At 46.3% G+C, this 23,707-nt stretch carries 22 protein-coding genes and 1 pseudogene; 8 read left to right on the top strand and 15 right to left on the bottom strand.

Annotated elements, in window-relative coordinates:
- Window positions 1-4 precede the first annotated feature (4 nt).
- A complete protein-coding gene (locus tag ACTWJ7_RS11510; RefSeq protein WP_301878129.1) occupies window positions 5-562 on the top strand; it encodes a DUF1697 domain-containing protein in 558 nt (185 codons plus the stop codon).
- A gap of 215 nt (window positions 563-777) precedes the next feature.
- On the opposite strand, the gene ACTWJ7_RS11505 is transcribed toward ACTWJ7_RS11510, so the two are convergent.
- Window positions 778-1,962 (bottom strand): MFS transporter, encoded by a 1,185-nt coding sequence (locus ACTWJ7_RS11505; RefSeq protein WP_443145458.1) that lies wholly within the window; start codon window positions 1,960-1,962, stop codon window positions 778-780.
- 110 nt (window positions 1,963-2,072) lie between these two features.
- The gene (locus ACTWJ7_RS11500) at window positions 2,073-3,029 is read right to left on the bottom strand and encodes a helix-turn-helix transcriptional regulator (protein ID WP_301878132.1); all 957 of its coding nucleotides are present in this window, start codon (window positions 3,027-3,029) and stop codon (window positions 2,073-2,075) included.
- A gap of 267 nt (window positions 3,030-3,296) precedes the next feature.
- Here ACTWJ7_RS11500 and ACTWJ7_RS11495 point away from each other — a divergent pair, with 267 nt between their 5' ends.
- Window positions 3,297-4,091 carry a stalk domain-containing protein gene (locus tag ACTWJ7_RS11495; RefSeq protein ID WP_443145457.1) on the top strand — a complete coding sequence of 265 codons (795 nt, stop codon included), beginning with the start codon at window positions 3,297-3,299 and terminating at the stop codon, window positions 4,089-4,091.
- Between the two features lie 26 nt (window positions 4,092-4,117).
- Window positions 4,118-4,846, top strand: coding sequence for a choice-of-anchor I domain-containing protein (locus ACTWJ7_RS11490; protein ID WP_443145456.1), 729 nt, complete (start codon window positions 4,118-4,120; stop codon window positions 4,844-4,846).
- A gap of 147 nt (window positions 4,847-4,993) precedes the next feature.
- Here the strand turns inward: ACTWJ7_RS11490 and ACTWJ7_RS11485 are convergent.
- Window positions 4,994-6,627 (bottom strand): annotated as a pseudogene (locus ACTWJ7_RS11485) (carboxylesterase/lipase family protein).
- Window positions 6,628-6,886: 259 nt separating this feature from the next.
- Here ACTWJ7_RS11485 and ACTWJ7_RS11480 point away from each other — a divergent pair.
- Complete coding sequence (locus ACTWJ7_RS11480) at window positions 6,887-8,533, top strand: alkaline phosphatase (protein ID WP_079351174.1); 1,647 nt, start codon at window positions 6,887-6,889, stop codon at window positions 8,531-8,533.
- Window positions 8,534-8,780: 247 nt separating this feature from the next.
- Window positions 8,781-9,146, top strand: a complete 366-nt coding sequence (locus ACTWJ7_RS11475; protein ID WP_301878135.1) for a VOC family protein — start codon at window positions 8,781-8,783, stop codon at window positions 9,144-9,146.
- A 379-nt stretch (window positions 9,147-9,525) separates the two neighbouring features.
- On the opposite strand, the gene ACTWJ7_RS11470 is transcribed toward ACTWJ7_RS11475, so the two are convergent.
- From ACTWJ7_RS11470 to ACTWJ7_RS11445, 6 genes are all read right to left on the bottom strand, one after another.
- Window positions 9,526-10,578, bottom strand: a complete 1,053-nt coding sequence (locus ACTWJ7_RS11470; protein ID WP_443145455.1) for a pectate lyase family protein — start codon at window positions 10,576-10,578, stop codon at window positions 9,526-9,528.
- A 201-nt stretch (window positions 10,579-10,779) separates the two neighbouring features.
- Window positions 10,780-11,106, bottom strand: coding sequence for a hypothetical protein (locus ACTWJ7_RS11465; RefSeq protein ID WP_443145454.1), 327 nt, complete (start codon window positions 11,104-11,106; stop codon window positions 10,780-10,782).
- A complete protein-coding gene (locus ACTWJ7_RS11460; RefSeq protein ID WP_443145453.1) occupies window positions 11,106-11,921 on the bottom strand; it encodes a DUF4179 domain-containing protein in 816 nt (271 codons plus the stop codon). The genes ACTWJ7_RS11465 and ACTWJ7_RS11460 overlap by 1 nt, the downstream gene beginning before the upstream one ends.
- Window positions 11,911-12,459 (bottom strand): RNA polymerase sigma factor, encoded by a 549-nt coding sequence (locus ACTWJ7_RS11455; protein ID WP_301878137.1) that lies wholly within the window; start codon window positions 12,457-12,459, stop codon window positions 11,911-11,913. The genes ACTWJ7_RS11460 and ACTWJ7_RS11455 overlap by 11 nt, the downstream gene beginning before the upstream one ends.
- A gap of 134 nt (window positions 12,460-12,593) precedes the next feature.
- A complete protein-coding gene (locus tag ACTWJ7_RS11450; protein WP_443145452.1) occupies window positions 12,594-13,148 on the bottom strand; it encodes a hypothetical protein in 555 nt (184 codons plus the stop codon).
- Between the two features lie 34 nt (window positions 13,149-13,182).
- Window positions 13,183-13,632: a DUF6386 family protein gene (locus ACTWJ7_RS11445; RefSeq protein ID WP_301878139.1), complete on the bottom strand. Its 450-nt coding sequence runs from the start codon at window positions 13,630-13,632 to the stop codon at window positions 13,183-13,185.
- Between the two features lie 252 nt (window positions 13,633-13,884).
- Here ACTWJ7_RS11445 and ACTWJ7_RS11440 point away from each other — a divergent pair, with 252 nt between their 5' ends.
- A complete protein-coding gene (locus tag ACTWJ7_RS11440) occupies window positions 13,885-14,262 on the top strand; it encodes a PilZ domain-containing protein (protein WP_079351167.1) in 378 nt (125 codons plus the stop codon).
- A 65-nt stretch (window positions 14,263-14,327) separates the two neighbouring features.
- On the opposite strand, the gene ACTWJ7_RS11435 is transcribed toward ACTWJ7_RS11440, so the two are convergent.
- Together ACTWJ7_RS11435 and ACTWJ7_RS11430 are read right to left on the bottom strand one after the other, a co-directional pair.
- On the bottom strand, window positions 14,328-15,674 hold the full coding sequence (locus tag ACTWJ7_RS11435; protein ID WP_079351166.1) for a uracil/xanthine transporter: 1,347 nt from the start codon (window positions 15,672-15,674) through the stop codon (window positions 14,328-14,330).
- Window positions 15,671-16,255 carry an ankyrin repeat domain-containing protein gene (locus ACTWJ7_RS11430; RefSeq protein WP_301878140.1) on the bottom strand — a complete coding sequence of 195 codons (585 nt, stop codon included), beginning with the start codon at window positions 16,253-16,255 and terminating at the stop codon, window positions 15,671-15,673. Before ACTWJ7_RS11430 ends, ACTWJ7_RS11435 begins: the two co-directional genes overlap by 4 nt.
- 183 nt (window positions 16,256-16,438) lie before the next feature.
- Between ACTWJ7_RS11430 and ACTWJ7_RS11425 the strand changes: the two genes are divergently transcribed.
- Together ACTWJ7_RS11425 and ACTWJ7_RS11420 are read left to right on the top strand one after the other, a co-directional pair.
- Complete coding sequence (locus ACTWJ7_RS11425) at window positions 16,439-16,954, top strand: LysR family transcriptional regulator (RefSeq protein ID WP_443145451.1); 516 nt, start codon at window positions 16,439-16,441, stop codon at window positions 16,952-16,954.
- Window positions 16,936-17,331 (top strand): LysR family transcriptional regulator substrate-binding protein, encoded by a 396-nt coding sequence (locus ACTWJ7_RS11420; RefSeq protein WP_443146366.1) that lies wholly within the window; start codon window positions 16,936-16,938, stop codon window positions 17,329-17,331. The genes ACTWJ7_RS11425 and ACTWJ7_RS11420 overlap by 19 nt, the downstream gene beginning before the upstream one ends.
- Before the next feature lie 104 nt (window positions 17,332-17,435).
- Here ACTWJ7_RS11420 and ACTWJ7_RS11415 read toward each other — a convergent pair whose 3' ends face one another.
- The 4 genes from ACTWJ7_RS11415 to ACTWJ7_RS11400 all read right to left on the bottom strand — a co-directional run bounded on the left by ACTWJ7_RS11415 (window position 17,436) and on the right by ACTWJ7_RS11400 (window position 23,674).
- Window positions 17,436-19,346 carry a beta-glucoside-specific PTS transporter subunit IIABC gene (locus tag ACTWJ7_RS11415; RefSeq protein ID WP_301878142.1) on the bottom strand — a complete coding sequence of 637 codons (1,911 nt, stop codon included), beginning with the start codon at window positions 19,344-19,346 and terminating at the stop codon, window positions 17,436-17,438.
- Between the two features lie 127 nt (window positions 19,347-19,473).
- A complete protein-coding gene (gene licT / locus ACTWJ7_RS11410; RefSeq protein ID WP_301878143.1) occupies window positions 19,474-20,325 on the bottom strand; it encodes a BglG family transcription antiterminator LicT in 852 nt (283 codons plus the stop codon).
- A gap of 233 nt (window positions 20,326-20,558) precedes the next feature.
- On the bottom strand, window positions 20,559-21,983 hold the full coding sequence (locus tag ACTWJ7_RS11405) for a glycoside hydrolase family 1 protein (protein WP_301878144.1): 1,425 nt from the start codon (window positions 21,981-21,983) through the stop codon (window positions 20,559-20,561).
- 233 nt (window positions 21,984-22,216) lie between these two features.
- Window positions 22,217-23,674, bottom strand: coding sequence for a glycoside hydrolase family 1 protein (locus ACTWJ7_RS11400; protein WP_301878145.1), 1,458 nt, complete (start codon window positions 23,672-23,674; stop codon window positions 22,217-22,219).
- Between the last annotated feature and the right edge of the window lie 33 nt (window positions 23,675-23,707).

Raw genomic sequence — 23,707 nt, 5'->3', positions numbered from 1 at the left:
GAATATGATTTATGTTGCTTTGCTTCGAGGCATCAATGTAGGCGGGAACAATAAAATCAATATGAAAGAGCTGAAAGAAACGTTTGAACAAGCAGGCTTGCTGGATGTGGTGACGTATATCAACTCAGGCAATATTATCTTTGCCGATCATCAGGATCGCGTCAATGCGAATGTGGAATTAGCCCAGATTCTTGAACAAGCCATAACTGTCGATTTTGGCTTACAGATCAAGGTCATGGTACGTAATCTGGATGAAGTCCGGACTGTTGTTCAGGCACTGCCGGAGGAATGGACCAATGATGCGATGGCTAAAAGTGATGTCATGTTCCTCTGGGATGAGGTGAATGACGTTTCAGTGCTGGACAAGCTGCCCATCAAACCGGAAATCGGCACATTGCTATATGTTCCCGGAGCCATTTTGTATTCCGTCAGTAAAGAACTTGTCACCAAGAGTGGTATGAGCAAGCTCGTAGGCTCCAAGGTGTACAAATATATGACGGTCCGGAACGTAAACACGACCCGCCAGATTTACAAGCTGATGCAGGCTGCGGCTGAGAGATGATCAAGGCCAAGTGAAGTCTTATGTTTTCAGGTGCAAGCACGGGCTTTTTCGAGTGCACTTCCAATCCGATCGCGAAGTAAAGCTGCGTGCGTGTGCTCAAGATCAGATTTGGATAACAGTTGGTGAGATTGGAACAGCAGGCGGGCCGCATTTATTGAAACTGCGATAGAATGCGGCCCAGATTCGGTCCAGCTGTATACTAGCCCCTTACTAATTTACCCGGTTACCGAACTCGGTTGATTCGTTTTCATCCCCAGCATGACTGCGCCCATGACAACAACCAATAGGGCTACCAGCATAAACGGAATATGTTTATCTACCTGATACAGCGTTGTTGTCAGCAATGGGGTAATCACGGCCGATATGCCCTGAATCGCTGCAACCAATCCGGCTGCACCGCCCTGCTGTTCTTTGCTGACAGAGAGAAGCTCCGCCATAAAACCAGGCATCATCAGACCCGAGCCCATACCGAACAGGAAAAACGAGAAATAATAGATGGACAGCTGAGTAGAGACCAGAAACAGAACCATGCTTCCCAGCAGAAAAAGAGAACCGAGCAGAATCATGGGCCGCGGCCGCCATTTGAGCCACTTCATCTGAATCACCTGCATGATCAGCATCGCTGCCCCGGAGAACATGAGCCCAAACGAAACCATTCTGGCTGTTGCGGCTGGAGATAGGTTGAGTTGATCCTGAAAATAAAATCCGCCAATGACCTGCAGCGTCATAATGCCCACCATCGTCACCAATCCTGCAGCAAGGTACATTCGTAATCCGCGTTGGAACGGGTTGACCTTCGGCGGTTTATCCTGAATGACGGGTCTGGCTGCTGGAATAAGCAACAACGCGATGATAAAGGCAGCAATGGCAATAAAGATGCCAAAATATAGCGGCCACAGCAGACCTATGATGGTAAAAGCCCCTGCAATCGCAGGACCAAATACAAGCCCGAGTCCATTCGCTGCACTAATAATAGCCATGCCGCTTCCTCGATCTTCCCCTTCTGTCACATCTCCCATATATGCCTGGGAAGAAGACAGCACCGCCGGTATGAATGCCCCAATCAAGCTACGCGTCACAATCAGAAGGGTTAACAGGAGCCCCCCTCCCCTCCAAGCATTCAATCCACCATACAAGGCCAAAGCGAACAAAGCGCAACTTATGGACATACCTATGAATCCAATTAAAATAATTGGTTTTCTGCCTTTCAAATCACTCAATCTGCCCCACACCGGAGCCATTACAGCCATTGCAATCGACCCGAGCGAAATAATAAGCCCGGAATGACTTTCTTTCATCCCCAGTTCGCGAATAAGCGGCGGCATAATGGGAGCAATAAGCATAAGACCCAACATAGCTGCAAACACGCTAAAAAAGATACTTCCTCTAATTCTGTTCACGCTCATACACTCCTTTATTTATCAGTACAGTATCCACTGTACCTGGAGTATACAAGGCTCTGTGTATCTCGACTGCCTCCATACGGAACAATTGACGGTAAGACGGATTATTAATATATTTTTTTCATTTCCGAAGGCTTAACGCCGAATTTGCAATAGAATTGCTGGGAAAAGGCACTGATATTACTGTAACCAACCGCTATCGCTGCGTCGGTGACGTTGTTCTCCTGGTTGCGCAGCAATTTCATGGCGTTATCCAGACGAATCTGGCGTAAATATTCAAAGACGGTGGTACCGAACAGCGCCTTGAAGCCTTTTTTTAACTTGAAATCATTCAAGCCCACCTGTTTGGATAATGCCAACAAGGATGGCGGGTCCACCATGCAAGCCTCCATGATCTCCCGAGCGGTATGCAGCTTCCGTATATCCTCTCTGGAGAACCCCGCCGGAATCGGCGCCAGATCAAACAGCTGAATCATAAACCGATTCAATATTTCCAATGCTGTCGCTTCCATCATCAAAGACGATCTATAGGGATTATTCAATTCCACAATCAGACTGTCAATCATCGTTCGTATTCTGTGATCCAACTGAAATACGATGGGTTTGAAAATACGATGTCCCAAAATGTCCTGAAACCGAATGCATTGGCTTGTTGCCAAATGTGCACCCGCATAATTGAACAACGAGATCGGAATCCCGAGAGCAAAAGAAGTATAATTCTCCTGCGCAGGCGGATGGAACCAGGCTTCAAAATCACGCATCATCAGAAGTGCTCCCTGTCCAGTGGACAGGGTATATTCCTGACCGGATATGTCTACATAACGCGCACCTGACAAGGCAAACTGCAGCTCAATGATAGGAATATTCGACGCAAAGAACGTAGAACACGGCTCACTATAATGAATCTGAGAATACACAATTTCGATGCCACTATACGTGGTTACTCTTTTAATATTGCCACTGCCCGCTTTAGCAGAGAGCAGGTACGTGTTTTCATCCTGCTGACTGAATGGTTCCTGCGTTAAGTAATGCTGGTATACAACGGCTAACGAATCAAAGCCCATGTGTATTCACCTCGTCTATATCTTAATCATGATTCTCATAAAAAGGATGAGACAAATGAGAATTATTCTCACTTGATTCTACCTCAATTTCTTCTTTCCCACCAGTCCCCGACCTAAATCCATATTCAGTTTACACAAGTCCCTTTATACTTTTACCTTTTCATAACATTTCAAATCTATACTAAAACAGTACATGTCATCACATACGAAACGGTAAAGGGGATCTGTTACATTGAAAAGAGAAAACAGTGGCTAGCCGTCCTGTCTATGACAGCCATCTTAACGGCAGGAGCAACAAGTTACACATCCATGGTCAGTGCGGCTAACGCATCTGGACCCGTCAACGATCATGTGATTTTACGTACCGCTATCGAAAATATGCAAGGAACGGTCACTTGGGACGGAAAACGTCGCAGTGTCGATATTCAGGTTGGAAGCACTAAAGTACAAATCCCAGTAGGGACATCCTCAGCTACCATTAATGGTGTGAACACTTCCCTCGATAGTAAAAGCTACATCACCAAAGGAACAACCTATGTATCTCCAAAAACAATAAAGCTGATTACGGATCAATTGATCCTCGAACAAAATAAAACCGGATTTGAACGTACAGCTTCCTTTCAAATGCCCGGCGGCAAAGCTGAAATATCAGCATCCACTCCGGATGGACAACGGCTGCTCGTAACCGAAGCGGACAATGGCAGCATTTCCGTCGTGGATATTGCCGATTTGAATAATATCCACGTACTGCGTACCATCAGCTTCCATGAACTCTCCGCCAAAGCGGAAGTAACGAGCGTAACGGTATCCAAGGATGGCAAATATGGACTGGCGGTCATACGTACAGGTGATACAGACACGGAAGCAAGTCAGGGATTGCTGGCGGTTGTCGACCTCACAACTTACAAAACAGTCAAAACGTATGAACTTGGTATAGGACCTGACTCCATTGCCCTGTCCCTGATGGCCTGCATGCGGTTATCGCCATTGAAGATGAAGAGATTAACAAAGCAGCCGATGAAATTGATTATGCGAATGCGAAACGTCCAGGCAGCATTATGATTGTCTCTTTTGCAGGCGGAAACGTATTGGAAGGTGAGATCACCAACTTGCCCGTTTCTCTGGATCATGTAGCTGGAGTCAGTTATCCGCATGATCCACAACCGGAGTATGTTGCAATTAGTCCGGACAGCAAAACAGCGGCCATTACGTTGCAGGAAAACAATGCCGTTGCCATCGTCGATCTGCAAACGAAGCAGATTACCTCCATCTTTGCGCTGGGGACTACTTCACATCTTGCCGATATGAAGGATGATGGCGTAGTCAAGTTTACCGAGAAATTGACTGCTCGTTACGAACCGGATGGCATTGCTTTCTCTGCTGACGGTAAATATCTGCTGACCGCCAATGAAGGTGATTTGGGTAAAAATGAATTTGATGATGGTGTAAAAGCAGGCGGACGCAACATCGCTGTCTGGGATTTGCAGGGCAAACGGCTGTATGACAGTGAGAACCTTATCGATGAAGCAACAGCCCAGGTTGGCTTATACCCGGATGATCGCAGTCCGAACAAAGGTAGTGAAGTCGAGAATCTGACGGTTGCTACGATTAAAGGCAAAACGTATGCAGCGGTCGCTTCCGAACGAGCAGATGCCATTTTGTTCTTCGATCTTGCTGATCCGGTAAATCCCGCTTATCTGGGGCTTATCCCCACTGCTGGAGAGTCACCGGAAGGAATTCATCGTGTCAATGGACGCGACCTGTTTGTGAGTGCAGATGAGAGTACGGGAACACTTAGTTTTTTTGCAACAAAATAGATCAGATGTCTTCTGAACAACTAAATTAGGTATTCTCCTATAACTAGAAAAGGACGCGAGAGATCATTCTCTCGCGTCCTTTCACGTGACTTAACTACTGTAAGAAACCAATCCTTTTAACGATAGACTTATCTAGCTATGCAGCCTTTATTCCCAGAAGAAACGTCCCGCAAATACGTTCTCTGTCAGCAGCTTATAAGTCTCACCAGACAATTCATTCTTCATTTTTGCCATCACAGCTTCTTTGTCTCCATTGTACGGTGTGGACATTCCAATCTCTGCAGTAGTATTGCTTGCGTCCAGACGCATGATTGGTGTTTTGGCATCTTTGGTCCAAGGTGTCCATGCTGCCAACTCCGACGATCCGCCTTTGCCCGGGTTGCCAGTGTATAGAAACTGCTTTAGATATGCTGTCATCGCGGCAGACAACGCCTCACGGCCTGGTTTATTGGTTTCGCTAAAATATTCTTCAGGGAAAGAGGTGGCTACCCCGTCTGCGTGTCCTGTGTAGAAATCCATGTCCGCTCCATGGGGTGCGCCCAGCAACATTTGCAGTCTTTCCGAGATAACTCTTGGCTGTGTACCCCAAGCAAAACGATAGGCATATACTGACGGCTGCCCTACTTTACTTGTCAAGCGTTCAGCTACCCGCTCTGCATTAAAACCAGCATAAACCTCACTACCGTATTTCAGGGCCGCAGCATACTGCTCTGCCTTGGTCTCATCGGTGAACAACGTTTCATCATTAATCGAGCGTGTAAAGTTCTCATCACCTAAGGCAAAGCTGGAGAACTCCGTTTCCAGACTGCCGAGCAATACAGGCACTTGTACATAGTTACCGCTGTCAATAGCCTCGAAACCTTCTTTTGGAATGACCGACCCATCACGAAACAGATGCGGGAATGACTCCATACGGATTGCTGTTGAACCAAATGCAGTAACAATTTTGTCCGCAGGCGACTCACGCAGATAACTCTCCAGCTGTGACTTAGACTGAGTGCCGATCCATGTTTGCGCTTCTTGCACAGAAGTCGCTATCCCTTCTCCCACGAGTAATTTAACGAGGGCATCCTCGGATTTCTGCTCTCCTTCTTCCGGTGCAGCAGTGGTCAGGCCGCCGCTGAAAGCAGCTGCCTTCTGAAACAGCCCTTTACTAAGCGGTGAGATCATCGCTGCCAGGACGTCACGTGCTCCCGCAGACTGTCCGGCCAACGTAACATTGGCAGTATCTCCACCGAAACCTTCTATATTATCCTGAACCCACTGTAAGGCACGTAATGCATCCAGCAAACCATAATTGCCCGAATCATCTAGGGCATTTCCAGTTTTCAATGCAGCATGTTGAAAGAATCCAAGGGCTCCCAATCGATAGTTTACCGAAACAATAATGCTGTTCGTGTTACGCGCAAGCTGTTCCCCTGAAAATCTTTGCCTGATCCCGTCATATTTCCGCCGCCATGCAGAAACACCATAACCGGAAGCTTAGAACTGATTGTATCCGGACGCCAGATGTTCAGATATAGCGAGTCCTCACTGCCTGTAGTATCTATACCGGATAATTGCAAACTGCTTGCAGCGAATTCCTTGGCTGATCTTGTTTCCATCCATGCCTCCGGTTCACGCGGAGCTTTCCAGCGCAATTCACCTACCGGAGGAGCGGCATAAGGAACACCAAGCCAACCCAGCGTACCGAATGGCTCGTAGGTTCTGCCGTCAATTGGCCCATATGTTGTCTGTTGCAGCGTTTGAGGTTGAAATGTTCGAACCTGTCTATGTTTCATCCGATTCTGCTCCAAGCATCTTCACCCCCTTAACAATAGGATAAGCTGACCACCTCTAGAACTTATTCTGATCAATGAAATAATGAACTACCTGTGCCTGATTTTCCCCTAACATACAAGAGAATGCTGCAATCCGTCCAGTTCTTCTCTAATCGTAAAATTTACATTTAGTTAATGCAATACATACGCTCGTTTAGCATTCATTGTATACATTGGTCTTGGATACCAAACTATACATATTATTTAGGAGGATGTGTTCATGTTAAACCGATTCAATACCCGTGCAGCCAAAATGATGCTCGCGGTAACGACGATTGTTACGGCTACGCTGGGAGGCAGTAGTGCAGCTTGGGCTGTGGAAGACACCACCTCATCTGCTTCACCGATCAAAAATGTTATCATCCTGATCCCGGATGGTATGGCGAACGACGCAACAGCTTTGGCTCGCTGGTATAAAGGATCCTCTCTGACATTGGACTCCATGGCCAGTGGCATGGTTCGTACACACTCTGCGGATGCGCCGATTGCGGACTCGGCACCTGCGGGAACAGCCTTTGCTACAGGTCACAAATCACATACAGGATATGTCGGTGTACTGCCGGATAAAGCGACAATGCCTGGACAAAAGGCCATCGCCCCGGGAGATGCCAAGAAACCGGTCGCTTCCATCCTGGAAGCATCGAGACTGGCAGGCAAAGCAACGGGCATTATTGCGACATCCGAAATTATGCACGCCACACCAGCTGACTTCTCGGCTCACTATCCGGATCGCAAAAACTATGATGCACTGAGCAAACAACAGGTTTATAACGGTATGGATGTTGTGCTTGGCGGAGGAAGCAGTTATTTGGAGCCTGCGGGACGCAAGGATGGCGAGAATCTCGTCTCATCTATCAAAGCACTGGGCTATGATTACGTAACGACTCCGGCAGCGATGAAAGCTTCCACATCAGGCAAGCTGTGGGGTATGTTTGCACCGGCAGGCATGGCCTATAACATGGATCGTGATCCAGCGAAGCAACCAAGCCTCGCCGAGATGACTTCTAAAGCCATTGAAGTTCTCTCCAAAGACGAAGACGGCTTCTTCCTGATGGTCGAAGGCAGCAAAGTGGACTGGGCAGCGCATGCCAACGATCCAGTCGGCATTATCAGTGATGTGCTGGCATTTGACGATGCTGTTAAAGTAGCCATGGATTTTGCCAAAAAAGATAAAGAAACCGTCGTTGTCGCTGTTACGGACCACCAAAACGGTGGATTGACTATTGGTAACGCCTCAACTACAGGCACTTATGATAAAGAGCAGCTGTCTACCTTTATCGGACCTCTGAAAAAGGCCAAGCTAACAGGTGAAGGTTTGGAATCCAAGCTGAATGCCAAACGTACCAACATCAAAGCGGTGATGAAGCAATACTATGGCATTACCGACCTGACTTCCGAGGAAATCGCTGCCATTAAAGCGGCCAGCCCGGGCAGCCTCAATTATACGGTTGGACCGATGATCAGCAAACGTTCCGGCATTGGCTGGACCACTGGCGGTCACACAGGCGGAGATGTTGTCCTGTATACGTACGCTCCAAATAATGATCGACCTTTCGGTGTCATCGACAATACGGACGTAGCCAAATACATGGCACGTGTGATGAACCTTGATCTCGATAGCGTGAGCAAACAATTGTTTGTACCCGCGAAAAAGGCTTTCACTGCCAAAGGGGCAACGTACAAGCTGGATTTGACGGATGCCAAAAATCCGAAAATCCTCGTAACCAAGGGCAGCACCAAGCTTGAACTGCAAATCTACAAAAATGTCGCGCTCGTTAATGGCAAAAAGACTACCCTGGATGGCGTAATTGTCTACAATGGCGTAGAAGCCTTTGTTCCACAGGATGCGATTGACCTGATTAAATAAAAAAAGAGCCCGTTCATTGAACGGTACGCTCCGTAAAACTGCCGAGAATATTCTCGGGCAGTTTTTTTGAATTCACTTTTACATGCAACTTCTCTCGGGAAGTTCTGATTCTGGCCGCTCGTAATCCTCATTGCGTGGAAGAACTCAACTGCTTAAACCTTTCGTTGCCATTATAGGCCCATACACAAGCTTATCGTATAATAAACATAACGTTAATGAATATGACGCCAAAAGGAGAGATTCACCTATGTTGATCAGATTAAACTGGATTACACTTCGGGTACGCGATCTGGAAGCATCGCTCCGTTTCTACCACGGCATGCTCGGACTTCCGATCCAGCGCAGATTCGAAAGCCGGGGACGGCAGATTGCCATGCTAGGTCCGGAAAATGAAACGAAGCTGGAACTAATCCAAGGCAGCGATACCCTCCTCAAGCCAGAGGCCGGTGTGTCGATCGGCTATGAGGTAAGGTCACTGGACGAAGCCATGGAGCAGCTCGCCGCATTAGGCATCCCGATTGCACGTGGCCCCGTCCAACCCAATCCGCATCTGAGGTTTATTTACATTACCGACCCGGATGGCTTCGAAGTGCAGCTGGCCGAACATATCTGATCAGGCACCTTTATGTAGGGAGGCGCGTCTAAATAAGTGTACGCTTCACGATGACTGACCTGTTGTGTGGGGAGCCAACTCTGCACGCACACCCCGTATAAGACAGCGTTCGTGCGCTGATTTTGCATGTTTACAGCTTCATCCGACGCATCAGTGGCACACCCACGCGATTCAAAAACCGTTCAAGCAGCAGCCAGCACCAGCGTCTTCCCAAGGGCAGATGGCGCTCATACACGGCGGAATATTCGAAATCCGACACAGCGCCACGGTTGCGCTTGAACTGCGCAGCACCAGCACTCTCATGCAGCAGATAGCCGTTCTCACGAGCCTGTCCAAAAAAGCCCGTATCAGTGATACGGGCTTTTTATGACTATCCAGCTTATTTGCCGAATACAAGCGTGGTGTTAGACGAACCTGCATACTTGGTGACAAATTCACGTGCGTAACTGGCTGTCTGAACTTCATAGCTGTAGTTGTTGCTTGGTCTCCAGCTCGTTTGAGGAGAGGATGGACTGCTTAACGCAGGTGTACTGCCTGTATCCGTAAATTCACCTTTCCCTTTATCATCCAGAATGCCGCCTTTTTCAGCGCCTGCACCAAAGTAATTGTTTTCAGAATAAATGCGTGCTTTTTCACCTATCGTAATGGCCTGGTTAAAGTTGTTGGCGTAATTGTTTTTGATATGGAAATAACCGTATCTCATGAGACCAGGACCACGTACATACAGGTTTTCAAAATAGTTATTTGCCATGGTTACATGAGGTACACCATTATAGCTGCTGTTGCCATCATTCGGATACCCGAGAATAATTCCGTATTTGTGGTTTGCAAATTTGGAATTACTAATCGTAATATAATCTGCACGATCCCCAATATACAGAAGCTTGTCCAGATCACTGCCGCTGGAGCTGTAGCTGTGGCCCGAGAACGTCACATGATCGATCCAGTAGTTGGAGCCTGATGTAATATACATCTGGATATCATCGTTGGCGTTGATATTGGAAGCGTGTTCAAAAGTCAGGTTCTGAAAAATGACATTGCTTGAGCTGGATGTGGATCTGAAATGAATGTTCGTTAGCGTGTGTTTATCAAAGGAGCCTACCAACGTTTTGTTCGATCCAAATTCGACTTTTTGCAATGTAGAGGAAGAAATATTTTGTTCAATGACCAGTATTTTTGCCGCAGTGCCAGCCATATGTGTTCTCAGATCGTTCAAATTGCTGATGTAAATGACCTGACCATTTTTGCCACCGGTCGTGGCTGATTTGGACACCCCACTTTCATTTTTTGCGTTACCTGCAAAACCCGCTAAACCATTCGTACCTGTGTTGGGATAACTGGCCGCACCATATGTAGCGGGCACCGTAGAGACTGTGGAGACTGTCAACAATAACAGCGTTACAGCGAGTAAAAGAATCGAGAATTTCTTCAAAATTTCACCATCCTTTATAATTTTATCCTGTGAGACAAGTAGATTATATCGTGTAACATCGGATGTGACAATACAAAAATTGCATTTTAGTCTTAATTTTTATTTTTTTGCAACATCAGGCCCCGTATGAGAAAAATGAAAAGACGATACAAAAGTCATCTGCATAAACCATGACTTTATATCGCCCTTCCTTTTGAAATGCTATTTAATTTTCAGCTCCAGCTTATGTTTCTCGGCTTCCTGTAAATCATTGTATACTTTGCCCGGTTCACCGCGAAGTTTTAATACCAGAGATTGTGGGTCATCCAGCAGATTACTGCTGAAGGAATAGATCATACCGTCTTCCGTTCCGCTACCTGACACCGAGGATAGTTTTGTCTGCTTCCCATCCTTGGTTGTAGAGACAATCTCGGTAGGGTTAACCACATCACTGACGGAGAGTTTGGTTTTATAATCAATCTTTTGATTAGGTTCATAGATAAATCTTGCTCGTATTACCAGTGGGGATATCTCTACTTCAGATAACATCACCTCATACCCCCAATCGTAAATAACTGATTAGGTTCAATCTTCTCCGTCTTAGCCAGCGAAAATTTAGGGTCAAGCTTGAAGGAAACGTTCATCGGTTTCGAAAATTGGTATTTGGTATCTTTTTTAACCTTATTCGTGTCAGCCAACAGCTCAGGAACTACAGATGAAATGCGAAAATCGAACTTCACTTGTTCAGGAAGCGGTGTATTCCCATCCATCTCAACGGTGCTACTTCCGTAAAGTGTATACTTACCATTTGGGGTGTACAGGCTGCTTATACCGCCATTGCCAAGCGATTGGTTCGTCATGCCATTGAGCATATTCGTTTTGGGAACTGAATATATCTCCTGGGAAGTTTCCGTCTGGGCTGTGTACAATACGATCATCTTGTTTTCATCCGCCATCACTGCATTGACGGTTAACTGATATATTCCTGATTTCACAGAACGATTCACGAGTTGCACATAACCATTGTTAATTGCGGATGAAATCGTATTGCCGTCTACATCTTTTCCAACCAACTCCCGAAAAGGTTCAAGAACTCCCCAATTCTGTGCAGGCGGGCTGTACATTGCCTGTTGTGGTGTAGAACCGACAAGTGGACCCATTATCAGCCAACCGGCTGCCAGAGCCGTTACCAACACTGCCGTAATCCACTTTAATTGTACATGACCTGTCATTCGCCGGGTTCTGGCCTGTGCCAGACCTCGCTGAATCGCAAATGCCGTGTCCGCCGGATTCAGCTGTTGTCTCTCCAGCTTAGCCTGGGAAGCATCTGCCAAAAGTGCCTGTTCCTCCGGACTAGTTCTCATACCAATCCCCCCTGTTCTTCATTTGCTTCCGTAACAGTTCCAACCCTTTATGCTGCCAGGTCTTGATGGTGCCTTCCGGTTTGCCGAGAATGGAGGCGATCTCAATCAATGTCATGTCGTTATAGTATTTCAGCAGTAGCACATGGCGGTATTTCGGTTTGATTTTCTCAAGCATGGACCACATCGCAAGTTTGTTATCATTGAATCCTGTAATAGCAGACTCGGATATCTCCTCCTCCACCCCTTCGTTGGGCAGTGGTGTCGCCCGCTTACGACGCCTTTGTTCATCAATGCATACGTAGATCAGAATACGAATAATCCACGATTTGAACGCCTTCTCATTTTTCAGAGAACGACGTTTAATCCAGGCCCGGCATGTCATTTCCTGCACCGCTTCGAGTGCATCATGACGATTGCGCAGATAACTGTAGGCAATGGAGATCAGTGTGTCCTGATGCTCCATGATGGACTGGACAAATGCTGTCTCATCTTCGCTCTGTACGAACAGCATCTTTTTCATCTCGGCTTTGGTTTCCACCCCGCAACCCCCCTCCCTCTCTCTCGTTCTGTGGTATAAGACGGGCGAACAATCCAAACGGTTTTATTTATTTCTCAGCAAAAAAAGCCCCATCTAATCACGAAGAGGCTCTGTATTGACAATCCACATCTCTGTTAAAGTTCAAACCATTCCAATGCGCAGTCATCCCTGTTCGCAGCCGTTTTCATCTCTCTCAGCCAATCTGCCGCGAATTCACCTCCTACATGAAACAGACAATATATGTATAACTCTCCCTCTACAATCTCATCCATTCCCGATGCCACTTCAATCGAGACTTGTAGAGCTTCAGGCCAGGAAGAACCCTCCTGAAGCAATACAAAACCATCTTCATAATGCTCCAGCCTATACATTTCGGAGAAAGTTAAGGCATCCCCCAGTCTCTTCACAACCTCAGGTAAAATTGCAGGTTTGGTTGTTCTAATGCCATATTCCCAGCCCACACGGCACCTCCCATTTCGGATCATAATACTCATGTTCAAGCGCTGCCCACTCGTCCTCTTCCTTGCTGTCATCGTACCAGTCAACATCCCAACCTTAATCTCGTCCAATGTCCATACGGGAGCCAACTCATATTGATGATTTTCCGCCCCAAACAGATTCCGTTCCGGGTCCAGAGCTTGGAGCTTGTCCAGCTTTTCCTGTATGCGTTCCAACTGGGCCTTGTACAAGTCCATAAGCCTCCCTCAATCGCATATCTATACGCTAAATTCGAATCAAATCACTTAAGCTGTTCTCGCTTTGCAAACTAGGCTTCATGGCAATTGAAATTTGATTATCTTCCTTCATTACCCTGCACGCATAGTTTCCGGGTTCCAACTGGAGCAGCATACCCCCGCATGACTCATCGGGCTCCAGCTCGCCTCCGGTGACATCATCGGCAGCTCCCAGATACACGGTACCAGAGGGAACACGTAAATGATACACCCGTGCTGTCTCCACTTCCTTCACCGAATCATCCAGACTCCAATGCACCTCATACTGTCCATCTTCACCCAAGTTCAGAAACAAACCGTTGCCTGCATTTACTTCCGCCAGTTCATCTTCGGGAATGGACCACCAGTCCGGCGTGTCTTCCATTCGATGCTTCAGTGCCGCCAGATCATACAAGCACAGTGCTGCTGTATCCGTAACCACTTGGAATTTCCCGTTCATTTTCCGTCTTCCTTTCTTATTTCAAATAAACCCCCGCACCCTTTCCCCTCTCATCCAACAGAGAAGATTAGAACCATATCCTACCATTATATCAAGCCATACACCTGGGTTAAAGGAACCTCGGAGCTATCTGTGATCTTGTTGTACTTGTAGATAATTAAGGCGTTAACAAACAAGATTAATCTCTTCATTTTTTTAGCAAAAATGACGATATAACCATAACTGACTTTTTGTGATTTTGTGGAGGAAACCATGGCTATCAACCTTAGAAGAGAACCCTTTCGCTATACTTTAAAGGAACCAATATCGTTCGAAATTTTTATTCTCAGCATTAACGGCGCCTCTGCACCACCCAAACCCATTCAAGCTGAATTATGCGATATCAGCCGATCCGGCTGTCAGCTTTCATTTCCGTTAAATCTGCATGTGGAGTCCAATACCATCCGAATCGGCATGAATTTGCTGCTTTTTGAAGATCCCTTATATTTGGAAGGAACACTGCGTTGGGGCAATGAAGAGAATAACCGATGGCACTACGGCGTACAGCTGGAGATCCAGCAAGGCAATCATGAGCGTTTATTCAGAGAAATGAGGATGCTGGCGGGACAAGGCAAAATTATGGTGAAGTAACCGGGGAGTACCAACCTAACAAAAAAACAGCCCGACAAACCGGACTGTTTCCATATTTCAAGTATTTAGGCTGCTTTGGAAGCAGAAGTTGTATTGTCCATCTTGGACCAATCTACCGTAGTTTCGAGCAAAAGTGACACCACAACCCCGATGACGAGTCCATTACTAATGATCGGAATAAGATACATAGGCAAAGCATGAAAGGCTTCAGCAGGAATGTTCATTACAGCAACACCTGTTAGAACCGGAAGCGCCACACGATAGATTGTTTTCGAATTAAAGGTGGTGCCTTCAAGTGTTCTCAGAGCCGTCCCGAACATCTGCAAATAAGCTACAAATAGCACGGCACTCCCTACACTTGGAGGAATTTGTGCGAAAAAGGCGGTCACTGAAGGTGTGAGTCCCAAAATACATAACATGCCTGCTCCAACCACAAACGCAGCCCGTTTCAGAATACGGGTGCTCTCCAGAAAACCAATCGAAGAAGCGAATAAACCGAAAGGCAGCACCCCTACACAAGAAGATAACATGGTGAACAATCCCGTGAGTGTGTATGATCGTTTATATTGTTGGTTGGTCGTCTGCACTCCATATATCTTTTCGACGGAGCTTAACGTGGTAATGGAGTTCGTCATATTCACCAGCCCGACAAAAAAAGCTGTGATGACAATGCCCGGCTCCCATTTTGGCATCCCCCAAGGAAACCAGGAAAACAGGCTTACCTCATGATGCCCGGATACGCTCGTATGCTGCCCAGGGAACACAAGACTGTAGGCAATCCACCCCGTCACAATACCAATCAGGATAGAGTAGTTTCCGAGCTTGCCTCTTCCCTTAAGCTGAATCAAGGCTACAAGAAACGCAATCGCAACGGACAACGCCGCTACAGGCAGGTTGAATGTGCCAAACTCAGTATATCCAATCATGCCTTTGAAGAAATTCATGGTCAATTGAATCGTCATCAGGAATAACATCGCACTCTTGACCATAGGTGTAAACAGCTTCTGAAGCACATGCGCCGCTCCAAGCCAGCCAAGGATCATCATCGTCAGACCAGCTAACAGAAAACCCGCAGCCAATCCTCCTCCAATACGCTCCAAACTCATGCCTGCCGATGAAGCTGAGGCCGTTAAGCTTAGCGTCAGTCCCCACCATAATCCCGAGGGACCATCCATTACGGCATAACGATGTCCGAAGAACGCCTGTAATATACACACCGCCCCGGTAAGCAAAAAGGCATGCTGCATCGATGCAGCAATGACCTCCGGTGAAAGCTGGAAATTATGTCCGATAGATAACGGCACCACCACCGTGTTGGTAAACAGGAAGAAGAACCACTGAATGCCTGCCAATGCAAGCGATGACGCGCCCTTTATATGATTTTGCAAAGATTGCTCTTGATGTCTGTTCATGATTGGGTTAACATTCGCTCCATTTCTATATAATGATTCCTGCGGGCATGCGCAAGTGCTGTAACTCCATCCCGGTCAGCAATGAGAGGATCTGCACCATACTGCAAAAGCAATGCTACAATCTGCTGGTGACGAGTGCCGCCATCCCCCAGAATGACCGCTTCCAGCAAGGCTGTCCAGCCCAGATTGTTGATATGATTTACATCCACATCCGTGCTTGTCAGGAGTATTTCCACAATATCGACATGGCCTCGATCTGCAGCAGGAATCAGTGCTGTACCTCCAAACCGATTCGTAAGCCGGGTATCGGCACCAGCTTTTATAGCCAGTTCCACCAGTTCCCGCAAGCCTTCCGCACTGGCATACAGTAACATGTTGTCCAGTCGTTGATCCTGGATGTTGACATCCGCTCCGGCTTCAATAAGCAACCTTGCGGTTTCTGGCTTGTTGCCATGTACCGCCGCCATCAGAGCCGTCCGTCCGCGTGTATCCCGGTCATTCAATCCGGCTCCTTGTGCGATAAATCGCAGCACATCATCTGTATGTCCAGCTTCCGCAGCCGCATGTATTGTGTTCAGCATCGAACCTTGACCCCCAATTCGTCGTCATCCTCACGGCATATATTCTTTAGATCATAATCCATATGTGTGATTTGAAGTGTTTAAATCTTATGTATGGTAACATAGGATGGAAGTATAATAAAAATACATGTTTTGTTGGTTTCCCATACGAAAAACATATTGCTGCACATAAGGAGAACACACGTGGATATCAAACAATGTCGCTATTTCATCGCGATTGCCGAGGAGAGACAGATCACGGCTGCAGCGCGCAGATTACACATGGCCCAGCCTCCTCTAAGCCAGCAGCTCAAGCTGATGGAAGATGAGCTTGGCGTGGCTTTGTTTGAACGCAAAGGACGCAGTATGGAGCTGACGCAGGCCGGTCGAAGCTTCTATGATTATGCGGTGACGATGACCAAATACATGGAGGAAGCTGTCATGGAGATGCAGAGCTTCCGCTATGGCATTCGCGGTAAGCTGTCGCTTGGCATTAATACCATTTCTGATCGTTTGATTCCGCAAGCGCTCCAGCAATTTCGGACAACACACCCCCAGGTGACCTATAAAATTCAGCAAAATGAATCTGCGCAGCTCTGCCAGCTCTTGGGCGAAGGCAAAATTGAGCTCGCTTGTGTACGAATGCCTGTCCATACAGAGCAATATGAAGTGCTGCATCTACCTCAGGAAGCTCTCTTTATATTTCTTCCACACCGCTGAAATCAGCGGATGAGAGCGGGATTTATTTTCAAAAGCTGGCTGACATCCCTCTCCTGCTTCCCAGTACGGAAGGACTCGGGATGTTCGAACTGATACTGCAGAAATTCCGTGAGCATCACGTAAATCCTTCCATCGCGGGCGAATGCTCGGATATTAACATGTTGCTGGAACTGGTAAGACTCGGTTTTGCAAGCTCTATCGTGCCCCATACGGTATTGCAGTTATATCATGAGCATCCGTTCCATGTTTATCGTATCCAGGATGCGCAATCCACTGTAGATTCTGCGCTTGTATGGCATCGCAATCGTCATCTGTCCAAACCTGCGCAGCACTTTGTGCAATTGGTTCGGGAGCTTCTGCCTTCTCGCTCGGTTTAGGATACAGCAGATATCAGCCATGGAAGATATCGCCTATACCCATAACAAAGCAGCAGCCTTACCGGAATCCCTCCGGAGAGACTGCTGCTTTGTTTTGATGCTCGTTAAGCTTTTGCCGTGAACAACAATTCTTGTTCTTTAATCTCTGTACGTCCGGCAGATTCAATTGAATTGTATTGATGCATGTTCGTAACGATTACCGGAGTGATCGTTGTGTAGCCAGCTTTTTCAATTTCTTCCCGATCGAATTCCATGAGTATATCACCAACGGCAACCTTCGCTCCAGCTTGAACTTTAGGGGAGAAGAATTGACCTTTCAGTTTCACGGTATCAATCCCGATATGAATCAGCATCTCAGCACCATTGTCGCTGACCAAACCGATAGCATGTCCACTCTTGGACAGCGAGAATACCGTTCCGTTGATTGGAGAAACCACACGACCTTCGGATGGCTGAATTGCAAAACCTCTACCCATAATCTCTTCCGAGAATGCAGGGTCTGGAACTTCGCTCAGCGATTTAACTTCACCAGTAATTGGGCTAAATACGTCTTGATCCAGTGCTTTGGTTTCTTCAATTACTGCGGAAGCAGAAGTCGTTGCTGCTGGTGTTGCAGGCTCAGCAGCTGGTGCGGCTTCAGCCGATTGTGGAGCACTGTCTTCTTGGAAACCAAGGATGTACGTCAGTACCGCTGCAGCGATGATTGCAATCGCACCACCAACCAGAGCGTAAATGAGCGTGCTAATTGCCGGACTGATAAATGCTGCGATACTTGGCAGACCCACCAGACCTGTAAGTACATAAGCTTTAACATTGACGATACCCATGAATCCACCTGCAACAGCTCCACCGATCAGGGCTGCAATAAATGGTTTTTTGAATTTCATATTGATCCCGTACATTGCCGGTTCCGTAATCCCCATAACAGCCGTAAGACCTGTGGAATAAGCAAGCGATTTAGTTTTAGCATTTTTCGATCTAAGACCAACACCAAGTGCTGCACCACCTTGTGCCAGGTTAGCTGCAAACATCAGTGGAATAATAAAATCGTAACCGAGTGAAGTCATCGAACCAACGATGATTGGCAACAGTGCATAGTGCATACCTGTAATAATCAGTAGTGACATCGTACCACCAATCAAGATACTTGCGAATATAGACATATTGTCGAACAACCAGGAAATACCACCTGACAAGCCATTACCAAGCACTGTACCCAATGGTCCAACCGTCATCAAGGTCAGAGGAACCATAACTAACAGGGTAACCGTTGGAACAATCAAAAGCTTAAGCGAAGCATGTGTAACACGATCAACCGCTTTCTCTACATAGGAAGCAATCCAGATGGCGAGAATAATCGGAATAACCGTAGAAGAATAGGTTGCTGCTATAACCTTAATACCCACAAATGTGGTGTCGCCATTGGCAAGCAAGGCTGTAATCGTCGGATGCATAATCCCCGCTGCCAGTGCTGCAGCAATATACATATTGCTACCGAGCTTACGTGCGGCACTGATTGCTAGAATGATCGGCAGGAAGTAAAATGCGCCATCACCGATCGCAGACAAAATGATATAGGTTGAGCTTGTATCAGACAACCAACCTAAAGCTACCAGGATTGCCACGATCCCTTTGATCATACCTGCACCCGTAATCGCAGGCAGGATTGGCGTAAACACTCCAGAAATAAAGTCAAACAATGCACTTATCGGATTTTTCTTTTTCTTCTCAGCCGAAGCACCGGTTGATTCAGCGTTTGCATTCGGTGATTTGGACATGTTGCCTACAAGTGCATTATATACAACAGGCACATCGTTCCCGATAATAACCTGGAACTGGCCGCCATTCTCCATAACGCCCATAACGCCAGGTGTATTTTTCAGCGTCGCTTTGTCCGCTTTTTTGTTGTCATTCAGGTTGAACCGGAGTCTTGTCATACAGTGCGTGACTTGATCAATGTTCTCTTCGCCACCAACAAGCTTCAGAATATCCTTGGACAATTGTTGTTTATCCATTGTGTTTTGCTCCTTTTATGTGTAATGAAGGTTAAAAAAAACCTAAACACTGAATAATGACAAAGCAGTTTCAGCTTATCATTATTCAACGTTTAGGTTTTGCCTTTTTTGCAGTAACAATCCCATACTATTCGATTGTTTGTTCCGTTCTGACAACACGTTCAATGTGAATCGTCAGATATAGAATTTCTTCCTTGGACAAGATCCGGTTATAGATCTTGCGGGTGTAATCGTTAATCTTAACAGCACAAGCATGTGCCTCAGGATATTGTTTGCTCACCAGATCATGAAGCGGATTATCTGCTTCCTTATCTTCAATCGCTGTACCATGCAATACGCGCTGAGCAAAGAACTTCAAATGCGTCAGGAATCGATAATAACTCAGTGAATCCTCATCCAGTTCAATGACAAAGCTGCGTCGTACGATGTTGAGTATATCTTTAACGATATTCGTAATACTGATGGTTTCCCTCATCTCGCCATTCATCTGTGCATTTACCAGATGCATGGCGATGAATGCGCATTCGTCTTCGGGAAGCAGGACGCCCAATGTTTCTTCAATAATCTGCAGCGCCTTGAGTCCAATAACATATTCCTTGCGGTACATGCGCTTAATCTCCCAGAACAATGCGTTACGAATCTGCAAGCCCTGACGATGCCGGTCAATGGCAAAATGAATATGATCCGTTAGTGAAATGTAGATGCTCTCATGAAGCTTCTCACCCAACACGGTCTCGGCGTAACGGATAATCTCATCCGAGCATTCAACATATTCAACTGGAATATCAGACAGAAGCGTTTTCAGTTTCTGCGATACTTCCTTGCTTTCCAATGAGAATATTTTTTCGACCAGACTGTCGTCTATCGTTTCACCAGTATGCTTTTTGAAGGCTATGCCTCGTCCCATGACGACCAGTTCGTTTCCTCCCGGATCAATCACAGTAACTACGTTGTTGTTCAGCACCTTCTCAATTTTCATTTCTTCACATCACCTTGCACCGTCAAAGTAGTAAAAGGCAAAACCAAAACAGGTCATAAAACACATGCCCGCTTCTGGTTTTGCCTGATTGAACAGTAACAATCCAGTATTCATTAGCCTTAGGCCCATCTTACCATATAATTATCTATCTGACAATGTTTTTGTGAAAGCGGTTAATGTGCTTAAATACGACACAAGAAGATGCTACCCACATATGTCTTTAGAACTAGAAATTAATGGTTATCGGATTTTAGACTTGCGCCGTTTGTACCAATAACTTCTTTGTACCAATGGAATGATTTTTTCTTGTAACGATTCAGTGTACCCGTTCCATCGTTATTGCGATCCACATAGATAAAGCCATAACGTTTCTTCATCTCTGCTGTGGATGCACTCACCAGATCGATGCAGCCCCATGAGGTATAACCCATAACTTCAACGCCGTCTTCAATCGCTTCTCCCACTTGTACCAAGTGATCATTCAGATATTGAATCCGGTAATCATCATTCACCGTTTTATTGCCATTTTCGTCTGTGATCAGCTCATCTGCTGCACCCAAACCATTTTCGACAATAAACAACGGTTTTTGATAACGGTCCCAGTATTTATTCAGCGTCACGCGCAGGCCTTGCGGATCAATCTGCCAACCCCATTCACTTGCTTTGAGATAAGGGTTCTGTACACCTGCAAACAAATTCCCTTTGCCTTCAACACGCTTCTGTGGGTCACCTGTCTCACAAATACTTACATAGTAACTGAACGAGATGAAGTCCACCGTATGTTTCAGGATTTCAGCATCGCCATCTTCAAACTTGATGTTGATATTATTCGCTTTGAAGTAACGATTGATGTATTTCGGATAATAGCCACGTGCATGAATATCGGCAAAGATGTCATTGCGCTGTTCCGCATGCATTGCAGCTACCACATCATCCGGATTTGGTGTCAGCGGATAGGTTGGCATGCTGAGTACCATACAGCCAATTTTCGCTCCAGGCATGATCTCATGTCCCAGTTTGACAGCCAGCGCACTTGCCACCAGCTCATGGTGGATTGCCTGATACAGATCCTGTTTGGAGAGTTCGGATTTGGGCGTGTAAATCCCGCCGCTCATGAATGGCTCCTCCAGAATGGAGTTAATTTCATTGAACGTCAGCCAGTACTTCACTTTGCCTTTGAAACGGTTAAACAGGACGGTTACATAACGCTCGTAGAACTCGATCATTTTACGGTTAACCCAGCCGTCATATGTTTTGGACAAGTGCAGTGGTGTCTCATAATGAGAGATCGTTACGAGCGGTTCAATCCCGTATTTGTGGCATTCGTCAAACAGATCATCGTAGAACTGCAAACCTTTTTCGTTTGGCTCCAACTCATCACCTTTAGGGAAAATACGGGACCAGGCGATGGAGGTACGGAACACTTTGAATCCCATCTCAGCAAACAACTTAACGTCCTCTTTGTAACGATTGTAGAAATCGATACCGATCAATTTCAAGTTATCCTCTGTCGGTCCTTCCGTTCTTGGCGTCGTAATCCCATGCGGCATTACATCCTGAACAGACAGGCCTTTGCCATCCGTATTGTATGCTCCTTCGAGCTGATTGGCTGCGACTGCGCCGCCCCATAGAAAATCCTTCGGAAATGGTGTTGTCATCTCTGTCATCCTCTCTGGTTACGTTATGTTCATTCTTTGTTAAAACAGTTGCCCCTATGCCCGTGATCACATCAAAAAGCGGACAATGCACCAACTTAAAGGGCTTCAGATCAGATCAGCTACCGATAGCCTGCTTTAATGTTGGGTTTTGCCCGCTTATGCGGTAACAATCCCGAATAGCCTAATGATATGAAGCAATCCGGGTTCAAGATAAGATACAGGAATCAGGCCAATTACAGCTGCTCACCATTGCTGGCTATTACATTTTTGTACCAGTCAAACGAATCTTTTTTCGAACGTTTAAGTGTTCCATTACCTTCGTCATCCAGATCCACATAGATGAATCCATAACGTTTGGACATTTCTGACGTGGACATGCTCACGAGGTCAATCGGGCCCCATGCTGTAAATCCAATCAGATCTACACCGTCCTTGATCGCTTCTTTCATTTGTTCAATATGTTTTTTCAGATAATCCACGCGGTAGGAGTCATGAATGGAACCATCCTCTTCCACGCGATCATATGCACCCAGACCATTCTCAACAATAAACAATGGTTTTTGGTAACGATCCCAGAAGTTATTCAACGTTACGCGCAGACCAATTGGATCAATCTCCCAACCCCAATCGGAAGCTTCGAGATAAGGGTTTTTGACGCCACCAGTCAGGTTACCCGTTGTTTCTTCTTTGTCTGCGGATGCAGATTTAGTTACGGACATGTAATAGCTGAAGGAGATGAAATCCACTGTGTTGTTGAGCAAAATTTCATCATCGCCTGCTTCTTTCTGAATCACGATGTTGTTTTCTTCAAAATAACGAGCCATGTAGTTCGGGTATTGACCACGAGCATGCATATCCGTGAAGAAGAGGTTAATCTGATTTTCATGTTGCGCCAGTCGAACATCTACCGGGTTACAGGTCGCCGGGTACGTTTCCATACGTGCGAGCATACAGCCCACTTGGGAATCAGGAATAATCTCATGAGCAAGCTTGGTTACCAGCGCACTTGCTACAAATTGGTGATGCAGTGCTTGATACGTCGTTTGCAATTGGTTGTCCACTTTATCGATCAGGATACCGCCGCCAGTGTATGGGCTAAATAGCATAACGTTAATTTCATTGAACGTCAGCCAGTATTTCACTTTATTTTTATAACGATTGAACACGGTTTCTGCATATCTCACATAGTGCCCGATCACTTCACGGCCTGCCCAGCCATTGTATTTCTGTGTCAGACCCAGCGGAGTTTCATAGTGAGACAACGTCACAAGTGGTTCAATTCCGTATTTCAACAGTTCGTCGAAGACGTTGTCATAGAATTTCAGGCCAGCTTCGTTCGGCTCTTGATCATAACCGTTCGGGAAAATACGAGCCCAGTGAATGGACAAACGGAATACCTTGAAGCCCATTTCGGCAAACAATGCGATATCTTCTTTATAGTGATGATAGAAATCAATACCAAAACGTTTAGGGAAACGTTCTTCAATTTTGCCGGAGAGGATCTCTTCAATTCGTGTAGAGGAGATTTCCATGGCATGTCCACCTGTACGCTTCTCTTTGGGAACATGCGCAATCATATCCGCAGTAGAGAGACCTTTGCCGTCCTGATCGAATGCACCTTCCAATTGGTTGGCAGCTGTAGCGCCTCCCCACAGGAAGTTTTCGGGGAATCCTTTTTTTGCCGTGGTCATAACGAACAACCTCTTTTCGAATTTTATTTGGGT

The organism is Paenibacillus sp. 1A_MP2 (assembly GCF_052244825.1).
Classification (GTDB): Bacteria; Bacillota; Bacilli; order Paenibacillales; family Paenibacillaceae; genus Paenibacillus; species Paenibacillus vandeheii.
Note: the sequence above shows the minus strand (reverse complement) of the source record. Positions and strands in the feature narration are given on the sequence as shown.

Coding starts and splice junctions, on each gene's coding strand:
- licT (WP_301878143.1), bottom strand. CDS start 20,325: ATGAAAATTGAGAAGGTGCTGAACAACAACGTAGTTACTGTGATTGAT.
- ACTWJ7_RS11475 (WP_301878135.1), top strand. CDS start 8,781: ATGTTGATCAGATTAAACTGGATTACACTTCGGGTACGCGATCTGGAA.
- ACTWJ7_RS11500 (WP_301878132.1), bottom strand. CDS start 3,029: ATGGGCTTTGATTCGTTAGCCGTTGTATACCAGCATTACTTAACGCAG.
- ACTWJ7_RS11480 (WP_079351174.1), top strand. CDS start 6,887: ATGTTAAACCGATTCAATACCCGTGCAGCCAAAATGATGCTCGCGGTA.
- ACTWJ7_RS11435 (WP_079351166.1), bottom strand. CDS start 15,674: ATGAACAGACATCAAGAGCAATCTTTGCAAAATCATATAAAGGGCGCG.
- ACTWJ7_RS11405 (WP_301878144.1), bottom strand. CDS start 21,983: ATGACAACACCATTTCCGAAGGATTTTCTATGGGGCGGCGCAGTCGCA.
- ACTWJ7_RS11440 (WP_079351167.1), top strand. CDS start 13,885: ATGGCTATCAACCTTAGAAGAGAACCCTTTCGCTATACTTTAAAGGAA.
- ACTWJ7_RS11460 (WP_443145453.1), bottom strand. CDS start 11,921: ATGAGAACTAGTCCGGAGGAACAGGCACTTTTGGCAGATGCTTCCCAG.
- ACTWJ7_RS11495 (WP_443145457.1), top strand. CDS start 3,297: ATGACAGCCATCTTAACGGCAGGAGCAACAAGTTACACATCCATGGTC.
- ACTWJ7_RS11415 (WP_301878142.1), bottom strand. CDS start 19,346: ATGGATAAACAACAATTGTCCAAGGATATTCTGAAGCTTGTTGGTGGC.
- ACTWJ7_RS11400 (WP_301878145.1), bottom strand. CDS start 23,674: ATGACCACGGCAAAAAAAGGATTCCCCGAAAACTTCCTGTGGGGAGGC.
- ACTWJ7_RS11465 (WP_443145454.1), bottom strand. CDS start 11,106: ATGTTATCTGAAGTAGAGATATCCCCACTGGTAATACGAGCAAGATTT.
- ACTWJ7_RS11510 (WP_301878129.1), top strand. CDS start 5: ATGATTTATGTTGCTTTGCTTCGAGGCATCAATGTAGGCGGGAACAAT.
- ACTWJ7_RS11445 (WP_301878139.1), bottom strand. CDS start 13,632: ATGAACGGGAAATTCCAAGTGGTTACGGATACAGCAGCACTGTGCTTG.
- ACTWJ7_RS11430 (WP_301878140.1), bottom strand. CDS start 16,255: ATGCTGAACACAATACATGCGGCTGCGGAAGCTGGACATACAGATGAT.